Genomic DNA, 19,888 nt, shown 5'->3' with positions numbered 1-19,888 from the left:
TGCTGGCGACGTGGCGCCAGCAGGGACGCAATCCATACGAAGAGCTTCGTCGAGTCGTCAGCAGCAATGATATGATCTCACGGGCTCACGCTGTGCCGGCTGTCGAGACCTCGGGGTAAACACATACTCGAAATCTAACGTTCCATAGAAGAAGATGTAATCACCCTCTGAGAGTTTCTCTAATTGGCTGGTCTTCGTACTCCCGGGATCAGCGAACGTGTAATGCTCACCGGCCGGAAGCTCCGGGAATTCGGGATCAAAATGAGTAACTGCATCCTCAGACCCAGCAATAATGCTCTTGTTGTAGCCAAGGTCAGAATATGTTGGCCAGTCAACAGCATCTTCATACTTCTCGGTAATCGGTAGGTACTCAAACGAACCATCGGCGAAAATCGGCCCCCTCCCGAGAGGTTCCCCAGTCTGGGACCCGACATTAACTGCTACGGCTGCTACCTTATCGGACTCCATGTGACTGTACAAAAAGTACCGAATACTTCAAATTATTGTTAATCAGATGGAATCCATACTGTCGAAAGCAGTAGTCTCTCTTTTTCGCGGATCTTCTCAACACGTGAAGGTCGCCGCTGGCCACCCCGCGCCCCTCCAGGGGGACCGATAAACTACATATTAACCAACAACACCGGAAGACATCCGTTTTTGTTGGTTAACTACATCACTCATCTTCCGCCTCACGGAGTTCAGCTGCTTTGCGGTCGAGTCGCTTCAGAATCGACGTTCGATTCTGGTGAGCGTTCTCGTACGCGACGCATTCCCGGAGCGTCTCCCTATCGGGAATCGTCGCGATTCCGGCCTCGACCAGACGATGATTGGGCGCTTCGAGGCGTTTCTCAGGCGGGAACTCGTCGCCGTCTTCGTCGATATCCGTAGACTGACCCATCTCTGTTGGCCTCCACCCCTCGAGGGCGAGAGAAACAAACCGCCGACTACAGCATCGTCGCGACGTCATTCTGGAGGAGGTTGTCGACGGGACGTGACGGGCGATCATCGTCGAGTGCAAGCACACGGGGACGGTCGGGCGGCCGGTCGTCCAGAAGCTCCACTCGGCGATCGCGACGTTCGACTTGGACTTCGACCAGTTCGGGGAGGTCTTCGACAATGTCGAGGAGCGCCGCCTCGGCCAGACCCAGACGGAGTACAAGGAGTGGGCCGTCGAGCGGCTTCAGGACTACCACACGACGACGGTGACCTACACTGGCGACAACAACGTCACGTACAACAAGACCTGTGAGCCGAACTGCTCGGACATCTCCGTCCAGTCGATCGAACCAGTGTACCTCCCCGAAGTTCGGCACACCACCGACATCCAGGAGTACACCTACCCCTACGAGTACTACGCAGCGGGCCCGTCCAGAGTGACCGCCGAGGACGGCATCCATCAGTGCGTCCACTCTGACACGAGCGGCGTCGATGAGACGTACACCTACTGTCCGAACTGCGGGGCCATCGCCTGCTCCAGCCACACCAAAAGGGAGCGGCTGGAAGGCGAGCCGGTCTGTACGGGCTGTGCGGTGACCGTTCGGTTCGCTCTGAAGACGAAGTACTTCTACGACGAGGGCAACCTCGAGGCGTTCCGCCAGGAGTACGCCGACATGCCTCTCCATGAGAAGGCAATGGAGAACAAGATACTCGTCGCGGGGAACGTGGTCGCGACGCTGCTGCTCGTCGTCGGCATAATCTGAGAAGGCTCAGGCTTCAGGTTGGTTCCGCAACCAGGTCTTCGAGCGCGTGCTCCAGCGGGCCGTGGAACTGCCAGCTCGCCCGCTCGAAGGCCCCCTCGATGGGGCGATCCCACCGGGGGAACGCGGAGTGACCGCGTACTTTGACTTTCCACTCTGCAGGCTCGTCGAACGGGTTTCGCGTCGGGAGTTCGACGACGTAGAGGTACTCCTCGTCGCCATGAATTCCGTCAGCCGGATTCTCGACACCGTGTCCCAACAGGAACGGTGGCTGGTCCAGATGCTCCATTTTGGCTGGCTCGAGGAGATCAGAGGGTTGGTTGGTGTGTATGCTTCGGTCCCGCCCTTCGTCGACGTAGAGGGTCATCGTCGAAAGCGTGTCGAGAAACAGGAACTGCGCTGCGGCGATGCTGGCCCACGCTCCGTTCGCGTCTCATCGAGCATCTGTTTCAGCTGGGCGAGATCCCGGAGAACGCTGTCGGGATAGCCATCGGAATGACGGTAGATCTGTGCGACGTGGCCGGGGTCAGACTGTTCTTCTGCGGTCTCACTTTGTTGGACGAATCGGAGCTGGCTTCGTGTCGACATCGATCACCGCCGGCGTGTGTACGCCGGCACCCATCCCCCGGCGTAGAAACAACCTCACACAATCGTATCCCCGTGAGGGCTCACGATGTCGATGTAGCTTAATCCCTTAATTCTGATAGAATGAAGTTACTGGATACAGATAGTCGATACAGCAAACCCAGTCATCAAACAGGTGTGCTGGTTGGTGAGTTTTTAATCCAATACACACAATGTGGGGTATAATGACCGAAGGACCTGAACCCGATGAATCCGCCGAGGAACGAGAAGAAGAATATGATGTGATGATCTCTTACTCACACGAAGACTCCAAGCCCGTAGCAAACGGGCTCTACGACGAACTCACCGCCTACGGCCTTGACGTGTGGTACGATGGTGTCGAGCTCGGGATTGGAGACAACATCCGCTCCTCAATTGACCGCGCCCTCACGGAATCCGAACACGCTATCATCCTCATCTCGCCCTCGTATTTCGAGGGGATGTCCGAATGGGAACTCGATGGTCTCGTGCAGAAGCACAATAAAACGGAAGAAAACGTCATTCTTCCACTACTGCACGGGATGGAGTTTGAGGAACTCCAGGAAAAAAGTCCGAGTCTTGCTAATATAATCGGCGACAAAGTCAACGAGGACAACATTGACGAGATCACCGCGAAGCTGTACGACGCGATTAAGTCACCCAATAAGACACCGAATTTAGACGACGTGGAGGGCGTGAATCGCGTTGAACTCAACGTCACCATAGAAGACCTTGTAGATATCTCAAAAGGGTCGAAAGTCACAGTTGAGGAATGGCGGACGAGCGGCACGCCGCACACTTCGGGCGTGACAGCGGTCAAACTCACGGTCGAAGAAAGCGGTCTCACCTACACCGGGTCGAATTTCGTCGGGACAACAAAAGTCATCAAGGACGAGCAGCTCGAAGGCCACGTCTCGGATATAGAGGAGAAGTCGGCTGGGAGCACTGAATTCACGCTGCGACTCCCGGAATCCCGGTTAAATGAACTATCCGACGACCGAAATGACTACAAATCCGGGTTCGTTAGATGACCGGGATGACGCGCCCCACCGCGAATCACGGTTCTTAATCTGCTTCTGCGCGTCTTCCCGCTTGCCATCGCCATCGGCTCGCCAACTGACGCATGATTCCCAATATGCGATATGCGCTGTGTATTCAGCAGAATTGCCGAAACATATCACTAATTAATAATTTAAAGAAAACTTTTATTTCTATACCTAATCAATGTTGGTGCGATAGTTAGAGGTAGCTGACTTCTGAATCACTCGTGTATGTCTTCAGATCCAATGCAAGCTCTCATCGGCCAGTTCTCCCGCTTCGCCGTTGAGAATGACCTCAATCGGAACGACTGGGAGTCAGCTGCTATGGAGTTTGGCGTTCACAATATCGCATCGAATATCGACCGATTCTATCGAAGTTGGAAATGGGGAGATGAGGACAGACAAGCAAACACGAACCAGTTTCTCCGGAAAGTGGCAAAAGAGAACCAAGACATCGCACTCGGGATCATGCGGCGCTTGTACACGATGACAGATCCCGAGCCCGACACCCTCCAGCAGTACCCTGCCTTAGAAGTCCTGAATGACGACGACAGAGAACCAGCCGGGATTTCCGCCCCACAAATTTCTATTCACTCAGAATGTTTCCTCGACATCGACAACGTCCCCGGCACGTTCTACCCCAATCTCGTCGATGACATCAACCGCTGCTACAGTCTTGCAATCTACGACGCCACCCTCATACTTACACGGAAACTCCTCGAGAACCTGCTGATCGACATCCTCAGAGAACAATATGGAACACAAGAAATCGACTTGTACTACCTCCCGGACAACAAGCGGTTCGAGAACTTCAGCACCCTAATCAACAACTTCGAGGACTACTTTGACGACTTCCAACACCTCTCTGGAGGTCTGGACGACGACTTCATCGACGAACTAGACGCGTTCCGACAGGACGCCAATGCAGAAGCTCATTCCATCGAAACTAACATCACTGAAAGCGAGATGGCGGAGTACCGGGTACAGGCCCAGCACGCTTCCCAAGTTCTGTTCCGAGTACGGCAGAACCAGTAGACACACGGGAGGTGACGACCGATAGCGCCAGAATACGTCTTCCGACTGCGATATTTATAAATGGGAAATTATGAAAAGCAGAAATCTTTTAGTGCTGTGTTCATACACGTTCATACGTGGATGTACAATGCCGCGAGTAACAGTCCGAGTCCCAGACCAGATGAAGGAAGAGATGGACGACGAAGAGGACATCAACTGGTCGGAGCACATCCGTAAGAGCATCCGTGAACGCCTCGGCGGTTCGCCTTCGCGGAAGATCCAGAAACTTGTTGGTGATTATCAATCAGACATTGACCGGCTCTGGATCCTGCACATGTTCTCCAACGGGATGTCCAAGAGGTATATCTACGAAACTGCTGAGGAGATCTTCGGAAAGGATAAAGACGACGTCGTCGACGAGGTTGAGGCCAATCTCGAAGAGCGCGGCATGGAAAACATGTATGATGAAATTGAGGGCGGTCTCAAGGTGGGCGACACCATTCAAAACACCGTCGCCTCCTACGGCATCTCAAAAATCAAAGACCACGTCAAGGAATCCATCAATGACTCCTCGAGGGAAGTCCGAGACGGAGTCTACATCCTCTCGCTCTATGTGCGCGACCGCCTGGACAGTGAATCCACTTCGATCAACCCTGAGGGGATCGAACGAACCTGGAAGATATACACCGGGTCAGAAGTCGAGATTGACGACATCGTTAGCACCGGGCTGATCTACAAGAACCACTATAATTCGAACGCTTACAACCACTGGTACTACAAGATCCCAGACTATGGTCTGGAGTTGATCGAGGAGATCATCTCTGACCCCTCCGAGTTCGGCATCTACCATTCTGACCCGAAAAGATCCACACTACGGGACGTACTCAACGAAAACGAGTCTCGTGAGTTCCTGAGGTGGATGCACGGATCCAGCAGGTACGTTAGCACCTACAACGAGGAGGAAGATATCGAAGACCAGCTGGAAGACGAAGACATTGACCTAACCCTGGAAGAGTTCGCTGAGGTCAGAAAACAGCTGATTCAGAATATGGTGCTGCGCATTGGCTACAGTCCTCACAGAAGCAGCACTGGGAACCGGAGTAGCCGACCGGCACGATGGTCGTACAAGCTGACCCAGCCCGCCTTGGATGGTCTGCCCGAAATCCTTCTGGGGAACGGACTACCAGCTCAGTAGCCAGCTATCTGAATCTACACCTCCAGTATATCTGGAACCAGAAAACTGTACTCTGTATGATCGGTAGAGGGGATTGGATTTCATCGTCTGAACTGGCGGGTAACGTTGTAGACTACGGCGATGACGACGATTTCACGAAACTGGAGGTACCACGGCCATGCCCCGGACGCCTGTCGAAATCGTGCGCTTGATGGTCGAAAACGCAGATTAAACCGCGTTCGTCGTTACTCGCCCATCGCACTCGGGACACTGGTTCGCCCTCGATTCTGTTCGGACGTCTACGTCGAAGCCCGTTTCGTAGATGTCTCCGGTTGCCATCGTTCTCACCGAGTTCAGGAACCCGCCAGTTCGGCGAAACCTCCACCCATCGAGGGGACAATAGACGCTATCGAGTACGGACTTCGACCCAGTTGGATTGTGGTTCAGTAATATACTCCTCAGACAATTAGGTTGCCTGCCCTACTCCTGTGGATGGATTTCGGTGAGTTCGACGGCCCGCTTTTCACATTCCACCTTTACTCGCTCGTAGCGCCGCTGAGCCTTCGATGTACTCCGACTATCGAACTCTCCTTGCTGGAATGGGTTCTTGTTCGAGACGACGATGAGGTGCCGTGATTCGGCATTCGAGAGATCGCCTAGCTTTGATAAATCCGCGGAGTAATGCGGCCACTCGTCGATGTTGTTGCGTTCGAACTTCGCGCCGGCGGTGTGCACGTTCTTGATGTACTTTAGCTCGATAGCGTGTTGGACCGACGCGGCCGAGAAGTACTTGCTTCCGTCGACGAGGCGGACCGTGACCCTCGGGCCCTCTACTTCCGGCAGGTGGTCGAGGTCGTCATACTCCGACTCATGACGAGGCTCTAGAATTGCGATATCGAGACTCTGATTCCCGTCGCCGGACATGCCGAAGTTCACCTCCGGTTGGACACTACTGATGGACTGAGGCTTCGCAATTTGATCGAGACACTTTCGCTTGTACCTAGTCGCATCGGCCGTGTTGTAGCCACCACGTACCTGAATCGACTCCCCGCACCTTGGCCCGTAGGAGTTCGAGGAGCTGGGCTTGAAGCGCGGTCTCGACTGTGAACCCCAGTGGAGTCTCTTGAAACTCAGCGTCCAGTCGATTGACTGGCTCCTGAATCGTCATGGTTTACTCCACGAGCTATCTGGAAGCGCGGGTGTGGCCGGGTAATGGATACGCGGGACCTCCGGCCCTGGGTCCTCTGGGACACTCTGTAACTCCTCACTCTGTGCGGCCAGTGCGAGGGCCATCGAATCGAGAATGTCGTCTCGCCGGATGTCCTTCCGGAGAGTGTCGTCAAGTACCTGCTCGTACTCGTCGTCCATGCCTGAGCGCTTCTGTTCGAGGAGGTGCCGACGGAACGCGAGGCCTCGCTTCGAAGACTTCGAGTAAGCAATCGGCTGTCCGTTGAGCGCGTAGAAACAGAGCTCCGGGTGACTCTCGTAGATTGGCCCGTCATAGGTCTCGCCAACGACCGCTTGTACCTCGTTGATTTTATCGCTGATCGCGTGGGCTTGCTGAGAGAGACCGTGCTCCATATCCTCTCGATGTTTCGCGTTCGCCTCGTCGTAATCCCCAATAGCGGCTGCAGATTCGCACGGCGGAAAAAACACGGAGTTACCACGGCAGCCGAGGAGGGCACGCGCTTCGATGTCGCAGCGGCGCCTACTCCCCGTCGGGAGCCCGACTGGGATATCCACGAATACTCGAGCCTCTTGGTAGTCAGAATGAACTTCGGCGAAGTCCTCGTATCGCTCCGTTTCGATGCTGCCTCCGGTAAGGACGGTCGCGAACCATCCGTATGGACAGGCATCGACACCAACCGCGCTCTCAGCTCTCGGCATATTCCTCGACGAGTGCGTCAATGTGCCGCTCGATGATGTCACGGAGGGCGTGGAGATCCCGCATTGCGTCTTGAACCGCCCTTTGCCCGCGGCAGTCAAGAGGTAGCGGTACAGATTTGCTCAAGAACGCATACCCTCGGTCGTGGACCTTCCAGCCTGTGTCTGAAATTTGCTCCCGCTCCTCTTCGCTCAATCTCTCCCAGAGGGCCTCGCGAACCTCACTGCTACTGTTCCTCTCGATATCGAGGCGGAGCTTGATTCTTGGCTCGTCGCGCCTGAGGTGAACGTGGGGCTCATACTCGATATCGACTCCCTCGGTGATACCATGCCATGACTCCTTGTAGAACTTCACGTAGCTCTTCGAGCGGTTTGCGACGGTCCAGTCATCGGAGTCGCATTCTGACTCAGAGAAGAACGCTTGTCTGACCGCGTCGAAAAGGCGGTTTTTGTCCTTTTCATACGCCTTTCGGACAGCGTCAACAGACGCTTGGTGTTCGAAATACAGTTCGGTCTTCTCGGAAATGCCGTCGAATTCGGTCATGACGTAGGTGCGGATGGTCTGAATGAAGTCGCTCGTGAGCCGCCGTTCATACTCTCGTGGAATCGTAGTGAGATCGGCCTCGAATCGGCCGACGAGGTTGCGCCAGAAGAGGTCGATGTGCTCGGTCTCTGGAATTCCACTCCCCCAGTACGAGAGGTAGACGAGGTTGTGCGTCTCGTGCTCCGGATACTCTTGGAGGAGCGCGTCGGCCTCCTTATCAAGCTTCTCGACGGTATCTTGGTGTGTCGTCTTGATTTCGACCCCGACGACAGATGTCTCCCCGAAGATGACTAAGTCAAGTTCGGAACAATCTCTCTCACCAGATGCTGAAATCGGGACAAGAGCCTCCATTTCGACTGAAGCGCCTACGTCGAGGCCAGTTTCATCGAGAAACGAGTCGAAGAATGCTCGCCCCGCGTCGTGTGCCTCGCCCGGATCGAGGAGCCACGCGAGAAAGCGCGTGAGACGCCGCTCGCGAGTACGGATCCCGAGTATCGAGAAAACGTTCGCCTCGGACTCCTTCGTCTCCTCGAAGGCTTTTGTGAGCTCCTGTAGCGTCGCCTCTACCTCCGCGGTATCGACTCCTTCTTGCCCCCTCGACATTCTATCGCACAAAAGGACAGACGTGGGATGAGTGTTCCGACGAAGGATTATACCAACGGTTCGGCGGCCTGAGGGATGGGTTTGAATCTCTTGAGATGCGCTTTCGTTTTGTGGGACTGCCCTACCTCAAAGTAGTTGAGTGACTTCGCGAGACCCGCAGAGACACCCCTCCACTTATCCTTCGGTTTCGGGACTGTATGCCAGTACTTCAGCGTCGATGAGACGAACCGCGTCATCGTAGAATTTTCCCTCAACAGTTCCCTCAAAGTGCTCCAGAAGCCCCTCGACTATTGCTTGTTCCTTGCCAGCCTGCCGACCTTCCTGTGGGAGTTGTCGGGCATCGTCGCAATTCGCACAGAACCGGAACCGCTGGTACCACTCCTCATCATCCCGTTCGTAGTCGTTCACGTAGTAGATGATGACACCATCACCGGCCTCCATACTCTCTTGGCAGTTGTGAGGACCGTAGTCGACCTTCCCCATCTGTGGGTGTCCCTGACAGTGGACGACGCCACCTTTTGTGTGCCGGACGACATCCCCGGTGAACTCCTCTCGATTCATTAGGTTGAATGTTTCCTTTACACCCATTAACCTATCGAGCAGAAGAGTCAATGTGTCCGAAGGTTCTTTGTTATCAGAGTAATACAGAATTCCAAGAAATGTCTCGGATGCGCGAAGACGAGTTCTACTCGGTTCTTCAAGCTGTGGATCAAGGTGTTCAGACTGTTCACATCTCGGGGCAACCGGGCGTCGGGAAGAGTACGTTCCTGGAGGACTTGGAAGAAGAACTCTCAGAGTGGTACCGAACCCGAGTACTCTACGTCCGTGAAGGCAACACTCCTACAACACTCTCGCAAGATCTCCTCATCGAAGCCCGTGACGCGGTCGGGACTCTCAGTGCTCTCATTAACAAAGCGACTGGAATTAGTGTAGGAATCAGTCCCGCGAGTGCTGGGGTATCCACTGACGACCGCGCACGGCATCTTCGAAAGTTAGCCAGGCTCTCGGAGTCTGTCAACGAGTACAAACGGCTCATATTCTTCGTCGATGACGTACACAAGCTCGACGAACCGGAGGTTACGCGGGACTTCCTCCGTGAACTATCTTCCACTCTCGGAGAGAATGTCCACCTCATCACGGCAGGACGCCTGTCATTCGATGACGCGGACTACACCGTCCATCTGGAAACGTTCTCACGCGAGGAGACTGCGAACTATCTCCAAGAGGAGTACCCAGACGTCGACGACGAAACGATAGACGGCGTCTACGAGATGTTGGACGGCCATCCCTATTATCTCGGTCTACTCAGGGAGGCTGCAGGTAACGACAGTACATTCGAGATTCCCAAAGAGGACACACGGGACTTCATCGAGAGAGCGTACCTGGACTCGATGTCGGAGGCCGAGGAGGAGTTCATTCGGAAGACCGCGGGACTTGCTGAGTTGGACGAAGACATATGTTCGGCAGTATTGAATGACGTGAGTCGCACACAGGCCCGGCGCACTCTTGACTCTCTGAGCACCAAGGCAGTCGTTCAGGAATTAGGTCGCTCAGAAGACACCGCAGATAGAGTGTTCAAAGTCCACGACCTATTCCAAGAATACCTCTACGAACAACTCGATAACCCAGAACAGCTCCACCGAGCAGCGTTCCAATACTACGCAGAGAGGCTCTACGATGAGGTTGAGGGAAGTGAAGCACCCATGCTGGAGGGATTCGTGTACGGATTGCTTGGGAATGCCCACTTGCAGGAGATCTATGACGGGGACCCGGAGGTCGAACAACTTCGTGAGGAAGTCAACCGGTTGGAGTTTGAGCCTCACGAACGCCTTCAGTTCATGTTCGGGTACGCTCCATATGCACCTACACCTGAGGACCAATCTGCCACACTGCTCGTTTTAGAGTTAGATGACTATACGGAATGGATTCGTAGTCTGGAACCAGAAGATGACGGGGAAGAGCTAAAATTCGAGTTCGTCGGAGTGCTGTTCGATATGATGCGGGCCACAGTCCGACGCAATACCGATGTCGAATTCGAGGATTCGTCTGTGGAGATCTATGAGTCCACGTTACAGCGGGTCGAGGACTTTGACTTCGTCGCGTTCTTCGATGAAGATGAACAAAACACGGCTCAGATTATCCCGGACATGCTCCGCCTATGTGTACACGTCTCTGCCCACCGAGACCTTGAGGTGGGCGAACGCGACGGTGAACATCTGACTGCAGCCTACGATGTACTGGAGAGGTATGGACTGAATCGAGTTGCTGTTGAAGGGGTCATTGACAACTGTCGTGAATTGGCTGAGGAGTACGAAGCAGGTGAGCAGGCGGAAGAGATGATAGAGGGCCAGTTGGAGGAGTTCTTCGGGCAGTTTGACCAAAACGACGCGACTCGGAACACCCTCATCCGAATGCAGTCAGACCTCTACAGAGAGATGATGGAGCTGGCAAACTCTGCGTTCACTGCAATGATTTCAGAGTCTGACCGCTTACTGGAGTTCATCCACGAGTGCGGTGACAGTCTGGAGCGAGCAGATAATCCATTCTTCGTCGCTGCGTGGTACTCGTCCGCCGCCCACATCTACCGGATGTTCGCCCCGAACGCGGACTCCACAAAGGAACTGGAAGAAGCTGCTCAGCACTACGCAGAGGTTCGTATGGAGTACGAAGAAGAGTTCAACAATCCCATCTATGAGATCGAAGAGTTCGAAGTCCACGACATGGACATCCCTGACCTGATGAACGAGATCGCCGATAGCGATGGAGACCGCCGTCTACCCGAATAACGTCAGCCCAAATTTCCTTTGCGGAGGGACATCTTTGGAAGGTAATGAGCGACGAGCCGGTGATGTTCGTTCGACACGGTGGCAAGGGATTTCTCGACAAGAGATGGGCATAAGACTGGTTATACGGTGAATCAGCCGATCAACCCCGAATCGGCATTCATTACCACGATAAGGCCTCCTTCGACTCCTCTGACTATCCGTCTAGTGGAAATCGGATCGACAGAATGGAGGAGGCAGCACCAATCCCGACAATCACCGTCGTTTCCTTCTCCAAGTGTCCGGAGGGTGAGAAGTACGTCACTCGGGCACTATCTAGTTTAGCACCTCGTCAGCTGGCGTTCGTCCGTCAAGCGATTGATGTGGTCTTTGGTCCTCGATTACGGGAACCCCCGTCTAACGATATCACATTCAGCACTGGGACGGTAAAACCAAGCGGACTGATTCCATCTATACCTACACCGGGAAGGCGATTTCACCCTGCTACATCTACGAACGGTACCGGTAGTCGCTGCCGAGAACGACCCCGGGCTATAGAGTAAATGATTGCACGCCCGGCTGCGCGTCGGTTGTCATCTATTTTGAATGTTCATTTATTGTTAGCCTGGTTCTGATTTCGTTTGCTGAGCCCCCATGCTCCGATACTGATTCCAGCTAACGCACTCATCAATCCCAACCCTGGCGATCCGCCATCAGAAGCATCGTTCGTTATCTGGTCCCCATCTGAGTCGCTGGTACCCCCTCCAGATGTCTCATCACTTGTCGTTCCGGTAGACGTATTCTCAGTTGAATCGGAGTTTTCAGCAACGATTGCATGGAGGTGATTCCTAGTACCTGAAGCATATACAATACCTTCGTGAACTGTTGGTGAATATATTATTTCGGACCCCGCTTCGTAGGCCCAAATTCGTTCTCCCGTGACCGCATCAATCGCCCATAGATTCCCATCGTCAGTACCGAAATACACGACTTCGTTACTAACTGTCGGAGAAGACCATATGGCGTCAAATGCCCCGAACGTCCATTCTTGCTCGCCGGTATCTGTATTGATTGCATATAGGTTTCCGTCTCTGTTACCAAAATAGGGCTCTGGTGAATCACTAGACGACGTCCGGTTTTGGGTCTGTAGCTACGGGCAATCACGGGGAGAATAGTTCTGTATTCGTTCTCAATGCAGCAATCTCCGCAACCCCCTCGATGGGTCCTTCTCAAAGAAGATTACAACGACACTCAATAGCTGTATCCCGACGCACTATGGCGATTCACCAGAGCCAAAAATTCTCTAAGGAAGTATCCTGCTTAACCAACACTGGGCCAAGCATTAACCAACGCATACCCAACCCTCTTGACAATACAATTCATTGGCAGGCACTCGATATCTGGCGCAATCAACCGTGGAAGTCGTTCTTCCAGCCAAGGGAAACTGGACGGTATCAACTGCAGGGATTTCTGAAATAAGGAGTTCTGGGCAAACGACTACCTATCCCGACGAAGCCTCCAGAGTTCGTTGATACAGTCACACAATCTCACTGGCAAGCAAATTCATGGGAGATGGGCTCTGTTGAAATCCTCAGTCACGAACTGGACGATATGTGTAATCGTTAGATGTAGGACACTTACGGCTCACTATCGCAATTGTGGCAGGATACTTATAGCAGAAATAGTTGGTTCTACTACATCAGATGTTTGCCCACGCCATTACAATTCGGGCAAACTCCGGCTCCAACTACCCCAGCACCATCACAACGTTTGCACATCACGACCTGCTCGTCGGGATGTCGACGCTGCAGTCGATGTTGGCCCCGTCCGTTACAAACGTCACATGAACCAGCGCCGTAGACCCCTGTCCCATTACAGGCCCCACAATCAACGATGGGGTCTCTTGGTCTCCTTCCTGCCATATGTTATCTATTATCTTTACCTTATAAGAAGATTTCCCGCAGATTGAGTCTTGTGCTCTGGTCGGTAAGCAATCCTACCTACCTACCGGCTGTTTCACCGCAGATGATGTCTGACTAAGGGGGTTTCAACAGAGCCATTTATCCGTAATCCGGAGCTGGTTTTCGACACGGTAGAGGTAACCCCGCATCTCGAGAACTTCGAGTGCTTCTCTGGCATCAACAGTACTGAACCCTTCGGCCTCAAGCGCCTTGAGCGCAGATTGCTCTTCGATCCCCGAGGAATCATCTATTCTGTCCTGGAGTACAGCGAGGGCCTCCTCTGCGAACGGGGGAATCGGAGTGGAACCACCGTCCATGTACCTAATTGAGTCGACATTGTGTCTGCAATGTAGTAGGGATACCGGCCCCGGCAGTGAACCCGTGGAGTCAGTCGGGTGTGTTCCCGATTCGAATCATCACTGTGTCTCCATGGGTCAGGCTCTGCGTCACGGTGTCCGGGTTGCAAAAACGCAGGAACAGATCTCCGTCGCCGGCGTCGACAACACGAACCTGATGAGTTCCGTAATCTGCACCCTCTCTGTCTGTGAGAGTCCCCTCGAGTCGGGAAAGCCGTGACTCGATCTCGTCGACGTCCTCGAGAATATCTGTCTCCTCACCTTCGAACTGCGAATCAGTGTGCTGGGTCGCAGATCTCGACTTCGATAGTCCCGGAGCAGATTGCTGAAATCGGGTCTTGAGCGTCCCAACATCGAGGCCCTCTGCCTCGAGATTGATTTCACCTAGTTCGACATCTGGCAGGGTTCCCTCGCTGTCGATGAACGAGCCGAGGCTGCTTCCGTTTCCATACTGTTGGCTGCGAAGCCGGCGGGCGACACGGTCGTTCACCCACGGTGGTGCGACCCACGTCCCATCTTCGTAGATTCTGTATTCGTCTCGGTCCGTGGTTGCCCACACGAAGCTGTCGTAGCGGTCCTTGTATCGGGAGAGAGCCGGACCGGACTGGTGCATCATGACGACCTGTCTCGGAGCGAGGTCCTCGACGATATTGTCGACGGCCGACTCTGGTGGATGGTTGCTGTACTGGAAGCTGTCAACAGTACAGCCGGCAGATTCGACCGTCGAAACGCTCCCGCTCGTGAGCTGTATCAGCGTCGCGCCAGGGTCGTCCTGGATACGGTTGAAGAACTTCGCCGCGCTCCCCTCGACAGGGACTTCCGGTCCGGCAATGGTCACCGCGCCTGGGTCGAGAATACTATCGGGATCGCCGAACGTCGGAACAGACGTTACAGTTGAATAGTCGTAGCCGAGGGTCTCGTACAGTTTCGCGGCGTGGCCGGTAATCGAGACTGCTGGTGGGTCGATGTCGACCGTGTCGAGTTCGGCCAGGAGTGCGGCTATGTGAACGCCGGCCAGCCCACTGGCAGTGACGAGTACTGTCGACCCGGCCTGGACACGGTCGAGAATCGTTTCGACGGCAGTAGTAAGTTCGTCCTCGAACTCTTCGTTGGTTGCGCCAGTCAGGAAGACGGCGTCGGGCGAGAGCGTCGTAGGGAGACCGGGGAACCCGGCAGCAGATCGCTGCGTCCAGTCCCCGGTCGCGAGCATCGTTCTGGTTTCACCGCCGTCGTCGAATCGAAGCAGAAAGCCGGCCGCACCAGGGGTGTGTCCCGCTGGAACGGGACGGAGTTCGATATCGCCCAAGACTGTCGTCCAGTCCGAGATCGGTTCGAGTGCGTCGCCGACAGCGTCGACGTTCGAGATGTCGTAGTTGGTTGCTGCTTCGGTCAGGACAGTATCGAGGATAGCCGCTGTCGGTTCGGAGGTGTAGACGGGAGCGGCATCACGCAGATTCGTACCCAGGGTTGCGTAATGGTCCAGATGAGCATGCGTAAGGACGATTGCTGTGAGGTATTCGTCGTCCCCGAGTAGCCCATCGACGTCGACACCCGTGCCTGAGTCGAAGAGGATACACGCTGTTTGCTCGGTCACGCCCCCCGAGAGTCGGACCAGTACCGACTCGTGCCCAGAGTGGGGGTTTGCGTGCTGGAAGGTGACCTCCATCGAGTTTCAATTGTGCCTATTCGTAATTAAAGGCCTATTCCTAATTTCGGCTCTGGTGAATCACTATATGGCGTCGACTTCGACCGTTAGAACTAGGGAAATGAAGCGGGAAATCGTCGATGTCCATGTCGAAAATCTCCCGCTTCACGAGCAAGGCGGTTCGGTTAGCTAAAAATGCTGTCGGTGGGCGAGGCGAAGTCGCCGCCCCCGAAGGGGGTGGCGGCTTCGCCGACTACGCGGTCGTGTCGCTGCACTGTCTGCGGGTCTACCTCGACAAATCCTACCGAGACGGTCTTGATCTGCTGAGTGAGATGCCACAGTCACGCCATCATCGACGCCACGTTCTTCGACCGTGAATACACCAGCAAGCAATACTGCCGCCGGACAAACTACCGCGTTCAAACACTAAAGGTGACGACGCTCGTCGACACAGAAACACAAGCTGTCCTTAACGCTCGCTGTACGACGGGAAAACCGCACAACACCCAACCCGGTTGGCAGATTACTCACCGCAATGTGGACGACCTGACCAGCCTAGCCGCCGACAACGTCTACGACTGGAAGCAATCACGCGAGAAACTCAGGGAAGAAGACGTGAGATTGATCGCCGTATTGCGGTTCACTAGAGCCACTATCTCAGTTAGTGACTCCTAGTACCTACATACGTCAAAACCAACCAAATGAATGTTGGGAAGTCGGCACTTTGAGTGGAGACACATACATTAAAATAATAATACTACATTTAATGATTACATATGGCGAACTACGATATAGTCATACACGGTTCAAAAGAACTCCGAGACCATTGCGAAGATGAGTACGGAGACCGGAATAGGGCGCAGGATCGGGCGGTCACCTATCTCGAAGGAGCAGGTAATCGGCTGTCCAACCATTCTATAAATGCTGAGTTTATTGATACTGACATCACAGCGCCAACACAGGAATATCATGTCGATAACACGTATCAAGCCAAACCCTGTGACAGAATATGGGAGTACAACTGGCTCCACACTTGGTTCCGTGACTATTGTAGCTGTAACGGAATTCAGGAGGGAGACGACTGTACGTTCCTCCTCACATTCATTGATGGTATGTTAAGTGGAGGAGCGATGTCATATGACACTGGTCATAGTGTCGTAATCACTGGAAAATACATTGCAACGCTGCCCAGCTCGTACGAACCCCGCGGGACGACTGTTGGACATAACGGTGTCGCAACCCTGCTCCATGAGTTCGGACATTATGGCATGGGGGGTGTTAGCAAGAGCCACGAGCGCGCTGATGATTGGTACGTTAGTCCTACGAAGGCGTACAAGACAGTTATGGGTGAAGATCTTGAAGACGGTGATACAAACTATTGTAGTGATTATCTTGACCTGCGCGGTCAGGAGGGATTCGAATTGTACTGGGATGACTGCTGCCGACAAGAGTGGTGATTTAGATGAATAATGACATTAGCCGCCGCGCAACGTTACGGGTCGTATCAGGCGCCATAGTTGCCAGTGCTGGGGCTGGAGTAGCCAGTGCTTCATCAGGCTCTAGCGAAAGCACAGGACACGAGATAGAGAATGACCTCTTAGTGAAGGATCTCACCGAGTCGGGAGGAGAGATCCAGGTTCGTTTCCTCAATAATGAAGGGAACATTGAATTTTCAAGAATTTATAATACTAGATCTCAAACGTTTCAGAACGAACTGAACGTCGATATCTCTGGAGATGGTAGATACATAATTCAAGTTCAGACGCCCGATGGAGTCACTACCAAGCCCATGGACATCCTGCCGGGTGGTGTCACACCATCGAGTGTTATCATGGTAACTCGATATCCTGACAAGGTTCAAATTACACGAACAGTCAAGTAATCACTAGTCTTGGCACGGTCTAGTTCTGTACCTATAGAGCTGGCGTCGTTCCGTCAAGAGCTGACATTTAGAAACATTCAACAGGTCGTCCTTGTTCAATCGGATCCGGGACCAAATTTGACTCGTCCTCTTGGTACCCTCTTTCAACCGCCCGGAGTACAACGGTTTCGCTAATATAGTAGGAAACATAAATCGTGGGTGAATCGCCGGTGAATCTGCTTCCGCCCCGGTTGGCTACATAACCGTACGTGCATTTGAGGCGTACAATAGCGGCTCCGTTCGGAGCCTCGTACGTCCACGAATCATCAATCGAAAGACTTGCGTGCTCAAGATCAGTTCCGTGTTGAGAGTAAAGATCGTTCATACGATACGCGCGTTCATACGCGCTGACGTAGGATATCACCGCTGAGGCCTCCGACAAAGACTCTGGTCGCTGCGGGTAGATGTACCGCTCGTCCTCACCCGGAAGGTCAGTTTCTTGCGATGGCGAAGACGGCCGATATACCATATCACAGTCGGCCACTGGGGTTTCCGGCACTGTCTGAGTTGATGTATCATTCTCCGCTTCATTCGGTGTTCCAGATAGTGTTTCTGTCGCTGATTCAGAGGAACCACCCAAACAGCCGCTCACTAGGGAAACGAGACAGCTGCTACTCGCAAGCAGGGCACGGCGGCGTTTCATGATTGAAAATCACAGGTCCTTCTGATAAGTGCTTTGTGTACCCACCCTTATCCAATTAATTAATAGGATCTGGCGAATCGCCATACTGTGTCGGTTCTAGCTGTAGAACATACAGTGTAATTGTCCATATGAGTGCCGTTTGGGGTCGCTGTGAGCGCAAATACTAACGAGGTCAAACGTCGGTGAAATTCTCATTGCAATTTCCGGCACCTCAAAACCCCAATTCTTGACGCTGTCTATCGATTCACCAGAGCCCTAATTTCTAATCCTGTATCTCTCTCTTTAGTGGGTCCTAGAAGAGATAGAGTGTGTTCGATTGACTCTATTGCTGATACTGGTGTAGGCTACACCGTAATAGCGAACCAGCGAGGGGCGATTGTTGCCACCCAACTGGTTCGCTCTATTCCCTCCGCTCAGGCCGAGGTATCGATGTAGTGCGCTTGCCACTCTCCCCGAACGCTGATTTCACGCCGGCCACGGCGAGTCAGGGTGTAGAAGTTGGTCCGACGGTCCATCTGCCCTTTCTCGACGAGTCCCTTGTCGACAAGAGTATCGAGATTCGGATAGAGGCGGCCGTGGTGGATCTCTTTCTGGTAGTAGTCCTCGAGCTCGTCCTTGATTGCGAGGCCTTTGGGCTTGTCGAGTCCGGCGATGGTATAGAGCAAGTCCCGTTGGAACCCCGTCAAGTCGTGCATACTGCCACTGCGTAGCAGTCTGGTGCAGGTAAACTTGTTGGGGTTGGATAGCTGTCATGCACGACACCACTGACAAGCCACGCTGGTGTCGTACGGCTACTAGTTCTGTTCTATCGCCGCGATGATCTCCTGTGCGGTGTCCACGATACGCTGCAATCGCTTCTGAATCGTCTCTGCGGGGTCACCATCCCAGGCGGCGACGTAGAACGCGCTGTTGGAGGCATCGAGGCCGAAGTACTGCGAGACCACGTAAGCAGTGCTCTCGGCTTCGACCTCGCGCTTCTCTCGTTCGTCCACGTCGTCGATGTCGAAGTGTAGCAGGGCGTGGGCGTACTCGTGAGCGATCACACTAGCGACCTGCGCGTCGTTGTCGACATCCTTGACTTCGACGAACAGGGAGCAATCGTACGTGCTCCGTTCGGTACAGACGCCAGCAGCGTCGCCGTGAGCCCACTCCTCCGGTGGGACAAGGTTCACACGGACGCCCAGCTCTGGTGCAGCCTCGAGGAGCGCGTTGAGTATCTCGTCTTCACTCCCGTCGCCGTGGGCGGTCGTATCGAGCCCCGGAAGCGGCTCACCCTCGGTCTGGGAGACGTCGAAAACGGGCACGGGTTTGAATCCGACCAGCCCTTCGCTCCATTCTTCGGGTGGAGTGTCGTCGTACTCGCAGTCGGTATTCCCGTGGTAGGACGGAGAGTTCCCGCACTCGGGGCACTTCGTGGTAATGATGGGTGCCCAGATCCAGATGGCCGACTCGCCCTCTGTGACGTGTCTGTCGAACTCGTTTCGCCAGGTGTTGTAGCCCGCAACCTTCGTCGCTTTCGGGCACTGACGCTTGATCAGGAGCGTGTTCCGGTACGAGTAGTCGTGGAATCGCGATTGGACATCCAGCCATTCCTGCAGTTCCGCGCTCGCTCTCGCTTCGTCCGAGAGCTCGGCAAACTGTTCGACCCACGCTTCAAGCGAGTCGTGCATCTCGTCGCGACGGCTGTCGGAATCGTCGAACTCGACTCTGGAATTGGATTCGTCAGTCTCGGTGCTATCGGTCTGAGGTGTCTCGCAGGACATCGAGAATCTCCGAGGGAGTATTTCCGTCTCCCTCACCCAACAGGGGAGTAATAAATGAGGTCAATGGGAGGGGCTCGTGTCGTACACACGTCCACCGGAATCCTATTTTTCGAGGGACTGGAGCCTCTATTTCGCCGTCAATAATCCGGCTCGAATCGGACAGTCGAATAGAGAGGTGGGTTGAGGGGACCATGATTGGAGCTGTGTGCATACGGTGACCCCCGACTCGTGTGCATATTCGGTGAACCGGATTTCGCGCCGTGTAATCTCAGGGTGCC

Annotated in this window: 15 protein-coding genes and 6 pseudogenes; 8 read left to right on the top strand and 13 right to left on the bottom strand. The window is 54.1% G+C overall.

Annotation, left to right across the window (positions count from 1 at the left end):
* Nucleotides 1-138: 138 nt before the first annotated feature.
* Both NO978_RS18120 and NO978_RS18115 read right to left on the bottom strand, forming a co-directional pair.
* Nucleotides 139-468 (bottom strand): annotated as a pseudogene (locus tag NO978_RS18120) (hypothetical protein); the annotation flags it as partial.
* Between the two features lie 205 nt (nt 469-673).
* Entirely contained in the window at nt 674-898 is a 225-nt protein-coding gene (locus tag NO978_RS18115) for a hypothetical protein (RefSeq protein ID WP_257300938.1), read from the bottom strand.
* Between the two features lie 58 nt (nt 899-956).
* Here NO978_RS18115 and NO978_RS18110 point away from each other — a divergent pair.
* Nucleotides 957-1,700 (top strand): annotated as a pseudogene (locus tag NO978_RS18110) (hypothetical protein); the annotation flags it as partial.
* A 13-nt stretch (nt 1,701-1,713) separates the two neighbouring features.
* Here NO978_RS18110 and NO978_RS20080 read toward each other — a convergent pair.
* Nucleotides 1,714-2,285: pseudogene (locus NO978_RS20080) on the bottom strand (hypothetical protein).
* A 221-nt stretch (nt 2,286-2,506) separates the two neighbouring features.
* Here NO978_RS20080 and NO978_RS18100 point away from each other — a divergent pair.
* The 3 genes from NO978_RS18100 to NO978_RS18090 all read left to right on the top strand — a co-directional run bounded on the left by NO978_RS18100 (nt 2,507) and on the right by NO978_RS18090 (nt 5,549).
* Entirely contained in the window at nt 2,507-3,331 is an 825-nt protein-coding gene (locus NO978_RS18100) for a toll/interleukin-1 receptor domain-containing protein (protein WP_257300936.1), read from the top strand.
* 255 nt (nt 3,332-3,586) lie between these two features.
* Nucleotides 3,587-4,375 carry a hypothetical protein gene (locus NO978_RS18095; protein WP_257300935.1) on the top strand — a complete coding sequence of 263 codons (789 nt, stop codon included), beginning with the start codon at nt 3,587-3,589 and terminating at the stop codon, nt 4,373-4,375.
* A gap of 160 nt (nt 4,376-4,535) precedes the next feature.
* Nucleotides 4,536-5,549, top strand: a complete 1,014-nt coding sequence (locus tag NO978_RS18090; protein ID WP_257300934.1) for a hypothetical protein — start codon at nt 4,536-4,538, stop codon at nt 5,547-5,549.
* A 210-nt stretch (nt 5,550-5,759) separates the two neighbouring features.
* On the opposite strand, the pseudogene NO978_RS20075 reads toward NO978_RS18090, so the two are convergent.
* From NO978_RS20075 to NO978_RS18070, 5 genes and pseudogenes are all read right to left on the bottom strand, one after another.
* Nucleotides 5,760-5,867 (bottom strand): annotated as a pseudogene (locus NO978_RS20075) (transcription initiation factor IIB family protein); the annotation flags it as partial.
* Between the two features lie 141 nt (nt 5,868-6,008).
* On the bottom strand, nt 6,009-6,452 hold the full coding sequence (locus tag NO978_RS18085; protein WP_257300933.1) for a hypothetical protein: 444 nt from the start codon (nt 6,450-6,452) through the stop codon (nt 6,009-6,011).
* Nucleotides 6,453-6,692: 240 nt separating this feature from the next.
* Nucleotides 6,693-7,415, bottom strand: a complete 723-nt coding sequence (locus NO978_RS18080; protein ID WP_257300932.1) for a DUF429 domain-containing protein — start codon at nt 7,413-7,415, stop codon at nt 6,693-6,695.
* A complete protein-coding gene (locus tag NO978_RS18075) occupies nt 7,402-8,559 on the bottom strand; it encodes a PD-(D/E)XK nuclease family protein (protein ID WP_257300931.1) in 1,158 nt (385 codons plus the stop codon). Before NO978_RS18075 ends, NO978_RS18080 begins: the two co-directional genes overlap by 14 nt.
* Before the next feature lie 174 nt (nt 8,560-8,733).
* Nucleotides 8,734-9,120 (bottom strand): hypothetical protein, encoded by a 387-nt coding sequence (locus tag NO978_RS18070; RefSeq protein WP_257300930.1) that lies wholly within the window; start codon nt 9,118-9,120, stop codon nt 8,734-8,736.
* Between the two features lie 107 nt (nt 9,121-9,227).
* On the opposite strand from NO978_RS18070, the gene NO978_RS18065 reads away from it, so the two are divergent.
* Nucleotides 9,228-11,345 (top strand): AAA family ATPase, encoded by a 2,118-nt coding sequence (locus NO978_RS18065; protein WP_257300929.1) that lies wholly within the window; start codon nt 9,228-9,230, stop codon nt 11,343-11,345.
* A gap of 586 nt (nt 11,346-11,931) precedes the next feature.
* On the opposite strand, the pseudogene NO978_RS20070 reads toward NO978_RS18065, so the two are convergent.
* The 3 genes and pseudogenes from NO978_RS20070 to NO978_RS18055 form a co-directional block, all read right to left on the bottom strand.
* Nucleotides 11,932-12,414 (bottom strand): annotated as a pseudogene (locus NO978_RS20070) (PQQ-binding-like beta-propeller repeat protein); the annotation flags it as partial.
* A 954-nt stretch (nt 12,415-13,368) separates the two neighbouring features.
* A complete protein-coding gene (locus tag NO978_RS18060; RefSeq protein WP_257300928.1) occupies nt 13,369-13,599 on the bottom strand; it encodes a hypothetical protein in 231 nt (76 codons plus the stop codon).
* 70 nt (nt 13,600-13,669) lie between these two features.
* Nucleotides 13,670-15,304 (bottom strand): MBL fold metallo-hydrolase, encoded by a 1,635-nt coding sequence (locus NO978_RS18055; protein ID WP_257300927.1) that lies wholly within the window; start codon nt 15,302-15,304, stop codon nt 13,670-13,672.
* A 125-nt stretch (nt 15,305-15,429) separates the two neighbouring features.
* Here NO978_RS18055 and NO978_RS18050 point away from each other — a divergent pair.
* The 3 genes and pseudogenes from NO978_RS18050 to NO978_RS18040 all read left to right on the top strand — a co-directional run.
* Nucleotides 15,430-15,904, top strand: a pseudogene (locus NO978_RS18050) (transposase); the annotation flags it as partial.
* A gap of 155 nt (nt 15,905-16,059) precedes the next feature.
* The gene (locus tag NO978_RS18045) at nt 16,060-16,740 is read left to right on the top strand and encodes a hypothetical protein (protein WP_257300926.1); all 681 of its coding nucleotides are present in this window, start codon (nt 16,060-16,062) and stop codon (nt 16,738-16,740) included.
* 5 nt (nt 16,741-16,745) lie between these two features.
* Nucleotides 16,746-17,165 (top strand): hypothetical protein, encoded by a 420-nt coding sequence (locus NO978_RS18040; RefSeq protein WP_257300925.1) that lies wholly within the window; start codon nt 16,746-16,748, stop codon nt 17,163-17,165.
* Between the two features lie 1,095 nt (nt 17,166-18,260).
* Here the strand turns inward: NO978_RS18040 and NO978_RS18035 are convergent.
* Together NO978_RS18035 and NO978_RS18030 are read right to left on the bottom strand one after the other, a co-directional pair.
* Complete coding sequence (locus tag NO978_RS18035; RefSeq protein ID WP_257300924.1) at nt 18,261-18,542, bottom strand: PadR family transcriptional regulator; 282 nt, start codon at nt 18,540-18,542, stop codon at nt 18,261-18,263.
* A gap of 99 nt (nt 18,543-18,641) precedes the next feature.
* A complete protein-coding gene (locus NO978_RS18030) occupies nt 18,642-19,517 on the bottom strand; it encodes a DUF955 domain-containing protein (protein WP_257300942.1) in 876 nt (291 codons plus the stop codon).
* Nucleotides 19,518-19,888 lie beyond the last annotated feature (371 nt).

It is taken from the genome of Haloarchaeobius sp. FL176, from assembly GCF_024609245.1.
Classification (GTDB): Archaea; Halobacteriota; Halobacteria; order Halobacteriales; family Natrialbaceae; genus Haloarchaeobius.
This window is presented reverse-complemented; position numbering and strand designations above follow the sequence as displayed.